The sequence below is a fragment of the Winogradskyella pacifica genome (assembly GCF_003386275.1).
GTDB classification, from domain to species: Bacteria; Bacteroidota; Bacteroidia; order Flavobacteriales; family Flavobacteriaceae; genus Winogradskyella; species Winogradskyella pacifica.
Window position 1 is genome coordinate 1 of the sequence record NZ_QREI01000015.1, and the last position, 6,732, is coordinate 6,732.

Consider the following 6,732-nt stretch of genomic DNA (forward strand, 5'->3'; position numbering starts at 1 on the left):
CGTAGTAAAAAGAGGAACACCTTATGTCGTTCTTCAGCAATATGCAGCCTAAAAAATAAAACTAAATATTACTAGGATTTGATCTTGGAATACGTGTATGGTTAGTTGCGTGGTTTAGCAACTAAATTAGTGAACTTTTACGAACCTGTGAAAATTCCGCAGGAATTTTCGCAAGTAAGCACGTAAAAAGCAATTAATTATACACGGTGTTACCTGTAGTTTTTATTTCGCTATTTTCTTTAATAATTCAGCTGTTTTTGGTTCAATTTCTCCATTGTATTTTAAATCGGAAGCTATTTTTTCAGTTAGCATTTGGTAAAAAACACAAGCGTTTAAAAAAGCTCCGTATTTATTTGGATGAATATCGTCTTCATAAAGTTCAATTTCAGGATAAGATGTTCTAACTTCATAGTATTTGTCTCCATTGTCAGATTTTAATATGTTATTCGATTTTGAAACTAAATCATATGATTCATTAATTGTGGTAATTTCTTGTTCTAAATTCTCCATGATTGGCGAGCAATAATCAATATCTTTAATTGATTTGTCAATTGAATATCCAGAATAGCAATATTTCTTTGGATATTCTCTTTTTGATGGCCACGTATTAAATAATATAAATTTACAGTCTTTATTCGTAGCTAATTCTTTAATTCTCGATATAGCTCTATTTACTTTTAATTCACGATTTTCTGGAATTAAAACACTAACAGTTCCAGTTTGTAGAATTATTATATCCCAATCTTTTTCCACTATCTTTTTTTCGGTAAGAGTTATAATTCTGTGTTCAGTTGTCGATTCAGGTTTGCGAGATAAATGCTGAGACAAAGAATAGCCTGGATAAGTGCTTTGGTCAATCGTAATATTCGTATTTGTTTCATTCAGCATCATTTGAAGAGTTTGAGGCATTTCGTGATAATAAGTCAAACTGTTTCCAATAAAGAGCACATTTAATTCTTCAGAAAGTTCTGTATTAAGAGATTTGCAACTCGTAATTGCAACAGCTAAAATGATTAACACAAAGTTTCTCATAAATTACAGGTAACGTGTTTGTGTATGGTTAGTTGCGTGGTTTAGCGAGTAATTTAAAAAATAATCACGACATAGAAAATCCGAAGGGATTTTCGTAAGTAAGCACGTACCAAGCAATTAATTATACACGGTGTTAGCCACAGTTTTTTTCGCTTGAATAGTTAAAAATTATAGGGGTTTTTATATTCCTTTCCGATTAACTCCTTAGCTGATTCTATAAATTCATCAAAATCTTTAGAATATTGTTTTAATTTTTCTTTTTCTTGATTTTCACTTTTAGCTTTCATAATATAGTCAATTCTAAACTGATAATGTTTGTCAAAAAGTTCTTGCGCATAATCAAATTGCTCATAATATATTGGAACGCAAAGTTGTGCCATAGGTAGTAAATTTTTACCCTTGCCAACACTTCTCAAATCCACGCCATCATCTAAAAATCTAACACGTTCTTGTAAGATGTTTTCAAAATAATTTTTAAAACTAATATGTTTTCTACCGTCTAATTCGTTGATTAGGTCATTCTCTGCATTTTTGATAAAAGATATAGGAAGATGTTGCTGTTTTGAAAAATCCGATTGATTATATTGGCTATCGTTTAATTCCAAATAAATGTAGTCTATAGAAATACCATAACGTACTTCAGATTCTTCATTAAATTTTTGAAGATACCATTTATTGTAGTCAGTTAAATTTAAACTATAGCCAAAACGAAAAGTTATAAAGACTTTACCATTAAGTTCGTCGAATATGAATCTATAGTCTCGTCGATAAAGACTAATAATAAAGGAATATCCATTTCTGTATAAGATAAAACTACTGTCGGTTTTTTTATATTTAAATCCGTAATCCGAAAGTTTTTCCGACATTGGATTCATAACTATATCGTTAATTATTTTATTAATTGATGATATTTTCATAGTTTTTTTTCAAATTGTGGCTAACGGTTTTGTGTATGGTTAGTTGCGTGGTTGAGCAACTAAGTTAACAAAAAGGTACGAACCTGTGAATATTCCGAAGGAATATTCCCGATGAGAACTTACCTAGCAATTAATTATACACGGTGTTACCTACAGTTATTTTTAATTTTTATATTAGTGTATGTTATTTATGTCAATTATACTTTTCGTAATCTCGGTTTATATCTTTCTGGCATATTATTATGAATGGGAACATTCAAAAAAACATTGGCAAAAAGGAATTCCTTATTCTAAATTTGACAGAACTCTAGGCATAATAATCTCTATTGTTATATTAATTTTTTCTCTGTATCTGTTCGTGCAATCCTTTTTGAAATAGTTATTTTATTCCAAATTTCACTAATTCAGGTTTTATTATTATCAATTCTTTTTTTCTCGGAAATTTTCCGTGTTCAAAAGTCAATTCAATACTATTATTTTTCTTTTCCAGCTTTTTTAAGTCAACATCATAAAAGTCCGAAATCACGAACGTTTTATTTTCATAACCTAATTCAGTCGGTTGAATCAAAATATGAATATCTGTTTTAGAATTTTCAGTTTCCAGAGGTAAACTTTGTCCATTGTAAAAAGTCATTACTCTCACAAAAAAGTCATTTCCATATCCCGATTTGACTTGGTCAAAATTACGAAGGACTGATTCAAATCCCGATTCAGACGTTTGATTGATTTCAGATGTGTGTTTATAGACGAAAAAATTGTCTGAAACATCTAAAGTATCTTTAAAATCCTTTTTGTCAATTAATTTCCTTTCTCCGCTTTTTAGTGTTTCCGCAACATTTATTTCAGAATCCGTAGATCCTACGAAACGATAATAATCAGATGCTTGGGTGTTTTCTAAATTCTCAATTTGCTTTTGTAATTCCGAAATCTGTTTGTCTTTTTCGGTCAGTTTTTCAGTCAGCTTTTTCAATTCCGATGAAGTTTGTTTTGAATCACAACTTGCAATTAAAATCAATGTTAAAATCAGTAACGGAATGTTTTTCATAATTGTAGGTAACGGTCTTGTGTATGGTTAGTTGCGTGGTTAAGCAACTAATTTAGTAAACAAATACTTGCCAGAGAAAATTCCGAAGGAATTTTCCAAATAAGCACTTGCCAAAGCAATTAATTATACACGGTGTTACCACACGTTTTTATTCCGTTAATATTCTTTTTATTTCAATATGTTGATTTTCATTAGCCCAATCAATTGCTTTCTTTCCTGATTGGTCTATTATGTTTTTGTCAGCTCCTTTCGTTATTAAAAACTTTGTTACTTTTTTGTGCCCTCGTAAACTTGCCCTTATTAATGCAGTTTCTCCATATTTGTTTATAGAATTTACGTTGTCAAATCTATTTAACAACATTTTTACGAGTTCCAGATTTCCTAAATCTGATGCAACGATTAATTCGGTTAATCCAATTTCTGTTGGAATTCCAATTATTGCTCCAGAATCAATCAGAAACTTTGCACATTCGGGATGATTCCTAAAGCAAGCTTGAAGAACTGGATTTTCTCCACCTTTCAAAGTCAAGTTTATATTTGCTCCAAGTTCAGTAAGTTTTTTTAATGATTTTAAATTTCCGTTTTCGGATGCGTACAGAACAGCAGTCCAACCTTTTTCAGATTGAGCATTTAAATCAGCTTTATATTTATGAAGTAATTCAATGATTTCCACTTGGTCATTTACAGAAGCTGTCATTATTGGTGTAACTCCATCGTTAATAATATTATTTGGGTCAATTCCGTATGAAAGTTGATTTTCGATTTTATTGTAATTTCCAGATGCAACATATTGTTGAAAAGTCAGATTGTCAACTTTTTCTTTTTTATTGCATCCAAATAGAGAAAATGCCATAGTTAAGGTAATTATTATTCGGTTAAAACTGTTTTTCATCAAATGTGTGGTAACGTTGATGTGTATGGTTAGTTGCGTGGTTGAGCAACTAAGTTAACAAAAACCCACGAACCTGAGAATATTCCGCAGGAATATTCCAGATGATCAGAAACGAAGCAATTAATTATACACGGTGTTAGCAGCAGTTTTTTATTTTAAGTTTCAGAATTGCACGTTCTGCTAGTCAGTCCGACGTAGTAGAGTAGATGAGTGACTTAGATCCCAACAGAACAGAATTTGGCGGATAAGAAACAAGTCCAAAGTCAAATGAGGTTTTTATAAGTCCAGTTTTTCATTTTAACGTTCAGAATTGCACGTTCTGCTTGTCAGTCCGACGTCGTTATGCTGATTAGCGATTACGATCTCACAGGCTTTAATTTGGCGGGTTAGAAACAAGTCCGACGTCAATTGAGTTTTAATAAGTTGAGTTTTTTTAATTTATCTGACTTAAAAGTCTAAAAAAAAAATCTCCGAAAAATAAACTAGCCGAAAATGTGCGAATTGCATTGCTGCTAACGGTTTTGTGTATGGTTAGTTGCGTGGTTAAACAACTAATTTAGTAAACAAATACGAACGCGAGAAAATTCCGCAGGAATTTTCCAAATAAGCACTTGCCAAAGCAATTAATTATACACGGTGTTGGCAAATCGTTATTTATTCATAAGGTAATGTTTTAATGTCATCTCTTATTATTTTCAAATAGTTTTGATATATGCTGATTAACTCTCTATTATTCTTTTTTAAAATTCCGAAATTGGTTTTCAAAACGTCAAATTTTCTTTTAAATTCTGCATTATCATCAGTTTCGATAAAATTTACCGAATGAATATTTTGTATAGATTCGTAATTTTCTTTTATTATTTCTTTTGTTTTGGATTCGTTAAAGTCATAAAATAAATTTATGTGATAATGTTCAAAATGCGGAAATTCTATTAATCTCTTTTGGTAACTTGAAATTAATTCTTGCGTGCTTTCAACTAATTCTTCAGCTCCTTTTCGGTCTTCTTCTATCATTTCATATTTGTCAGCAGTTAAGCTGAAAAATCCAATTTGATATAAATAATATTCAGACGCTTTTTTGGCAGATTCAATTTTCTCTTTCCAGTATAATTCTTGTAGTTCAACTCTTTTTTTTGATTTGTTTAGATAATTATCGACAATAGTTTTTGTCAAATAACCTACAGCTCCAAATACGATTCCAAGCAACCAATTTTCTGGTGTTTCTAGTAAAGATTTAAATATATTCATTTTTCGTAGTGCTCTTTTTTTATCCTAACTTAATTTACTATTAAAAAACCATATATAAGTACAGCAATAAGTGTTACTACAATTTGAACTTTATGAGTAATCCAAGATAGTCTTCCTAATTGTCTAGTCAAACCTCTTAAAGTCATAAATTTTTGTTCTAATAATTCTAAATTCAAATAATCTTTATCACTTATTCGATAGTTTTTACCAAACATAACTTTAAAGTAACTAATGAGATTTTTTTCATTAGTCTCATCTGGAAAATCATCAGAAAGTAATTTGTCAAAATTTTTCAATGTTTTTTTTCTTGTTTTGAGAATGTTACTTGTAAACCTTAAATCAAATAATCTACTAGTCACAGAAATCGTTCCAATTATTATTGATAAAAACGTAATCAGCATTGTAATGAAAAAAAATATTACATTCCAATTACAGTCATTTGTTGAGCTTATTGTCCAATCAGAATATTGGTCTTTTTGACTTATCATAAATCCCATTAACCCAAATCCAATGGTTAAAAATAAATTTATTGAATATGCCATTTGGTTGAAAACTTTATCTCTCCAAAAGTGATGTCTTATATCGTATTCTTTTAGTTTTTCTTCTTTTTCGGATTCTCTCATAATGTTTGCCAACGTGTTTGTGTATGGTTAGTTGCGTGGTTAAGCAACTAAGTTAACAAACATTTACGAACCCGAGAAAATTCCGCAGGAATTTTCGCAAGTAAGCACGTAAAAAGCAATTAATTATACACGGTGTTAGCAACTGGCTTTTATTCCATTTCATATTTCCAATGTAAGTTAGAATAAACCAAATAAGTAATTATTAATCTTTGTGTTTCGCTTTGAAAATCTACCTTATCGACTAATTCAGTCAATATTTCTCTATTCGGATAGGAATTTAGTTGGACGTTGTCCTTTGTTCTTAAAATAAAGTCATAGTGTATTTGGTTCTTGAACGAACTCATTACACAATCATAAAATAACTCCTCAAAAAATAATGAAGTCATTAAATTGTTCTCAATGAAATAATTATTAGAATTAAATTCGATGAACTCTTTCTTGAGAAATTCAGTTTCGTCAATTCTTGAGATTAGAGACAGATAATCTTTTTTATTAATTCCAGAAAGTAACTTTCCGTTTTCTAAATAAATTTCAAATTTTTTAATTGAATCGAACACACTAACTGATTTTTCAATTTCCGATTCCGTTGTATTTAAAGGATAAAATATTCCTCTTTCAAACGTTTTGGTATTAATGCAATTTTGGTATTCCGATTCTGACTCGTATTTGTTGCTTTCACACGAGAGAAAGAATAGCGTAATAAATATTGATAGTATGTATTTCAATTTTTCTGCGTGAGTTTTTTCAGCTTGTTGCTAACGTTGTTGTGTATGGTTAGTTGCGTGGTTAAGCAACTAATTTAGTAAACAAATACGAACCCGAGAAAATTCCGAAGGAATTTTCCAAATAAGCACTTGCCAAAGCAATTAATTATACACGGCTTAAGTTTACAATTCATTAAATTTAAGGATAAATTAGAAAGAACAAAAGAGAGGAATAAGGTTAATATACACGCAGAAGCTTTAGACTTCGTCA

General features: G+C 30.1%; 7 protein-coding genes. All 7 read right to left on the reverse strand.

The genetic code is table 11. From position 1 onward, the window contains the following. Nucleotides 1-222 precede the first annotated feature (222 nt). The 7 genes from DFQ09_RS18265 to DFQ09_RS18295 all read right to left on the reverse strand — a co-directional run bounded on the left by DFQ09_RS18265 (nt 223) and on the right by DFQ09_RS18295 (nt 6,482). The gene (locus tag DFQ09_RS18265) at nt 223-1,032 is read right to left on the reverse strand and encodes a DUF4886 domain-containing protein (protein WP_115813015.1); all 810 of its coding nucleotides are present in this window, start codon (nt 1,030-1,032) and stop codon (nt 223-225) included. A gap of 161 nt (nt 1,033-1,193) precedes the next feature. Further along, a complete protein-coding gene (locus DFQ09_RS18270; RefSeq protein ID WP_115813017.1) occupies nt 1,194-1,949 on the reverse strand; it encodes a hypothetical protein in 756 nt (251 codons plus the stop codon). Nucleotides 1,950-2,328: 379 nt separating this feature from the next. Then, nucleotides 2,329-2,994, reverse strand: a complete 666-nt coding sequence (locus DFQ09_RS18275) for a hypothetical protein (protein WP_115813019.1) — start codon at nt 2,992-2,994, stop codon at nt 2,329-2,331. Between the two features lie 148 nt (nt 2,995-3,142). After that, entirely contained in the window at nt 3,143-3,847 is a 705-nt protein-coding gene (locus tag DFQ09_RS18280; protein WP_181897214.1) for an ankyrin repeat domain-containing protein, read from the reverse strand. Nucleotides 3,848-4,540: 693 nt separating this feature from the next. Next, entirely contained in the window at nt 4,541-5,134 is a 594-nt protein-coding gene (locus DFQ09_RS18285) for a BAR domain-containing protein (protein ID WP_115813023.1), read from the reverse strand. A 29-nt stretch (nt 5,135-5,163) separates the two neighbouring features. Then, nucleotides 5,164-5,757: a hypothetical protein gene (locus tag DFQ09_RS18290; protein ID WP_147298375.1), complete on the reverse strand. Its 594-nt coding sequence runs from the start codon at nt 5,755-5,757 to the stop codon at nt 5,164-5,166. A 149-nt stretch (nt 5,758-5,906) separates the two neighbouring features. Beyond that, nucleotides 5,907-6,482 carry a hypothetical protein gene (locus DFQ09_RS18295; RefSeq protein WP_115813027.1) on the reverse strand — a complete coding sequence of 192 codons (576 nt, stop codon included), beginning with the start codon at nt 6,480-6,482 and terminating at the stop codon, nt 5,907-5,909. Nucleotides 6,483-6,732 lie beyond the last annotated feature (250 nt).

Bases quoted from the DNA above. Each gene is read 5' to 3' on its own strand.
- DFQ09_RS18265 (WP_115813015.1), bottom strand. From the start codon at position 1,032: ATGAGAAACTTTGTGTTAATCATTTTAGCTGTTGCAATTACGAGTTGC.
- DFQ09_RS18270 (WP_115813017.1), bottom strand. From the start codon at position 1,949: ATGAAAATATCATCAATTAATAAAATAATTAACGATATAGTTATGAAT.
- DFQ09_RS18275 (WP_115813019.1), bottom strand. From the start codon at position 2,994: ATGAAAAACATTCCGTTACTGATTTTAACATTGATTTTAATTGCAAGT.
- DFQ09_RS18280 (WP_181897214.1), bottom strand. From the start codon at position 3,847: ATGGCATTTTCTCTATTTGGATGCAATAAAAAAGAAAAAGTTGACAAT.
- DFQ09_RS18285 (WP_115813023.1), bottom strand. From the start codon at position 5,134: ATGAATATATTTAAATCTTTACTAGAAACACCAGAAAATTGGTTGCTT.
- DFQ09_RS18290 (WP_147298375.1), bottom strand. From the start codon at position 5,757: ATGAGAGAATCCGAAAAAGAAGAAAAACTAAAAGAATACGATATAAGA.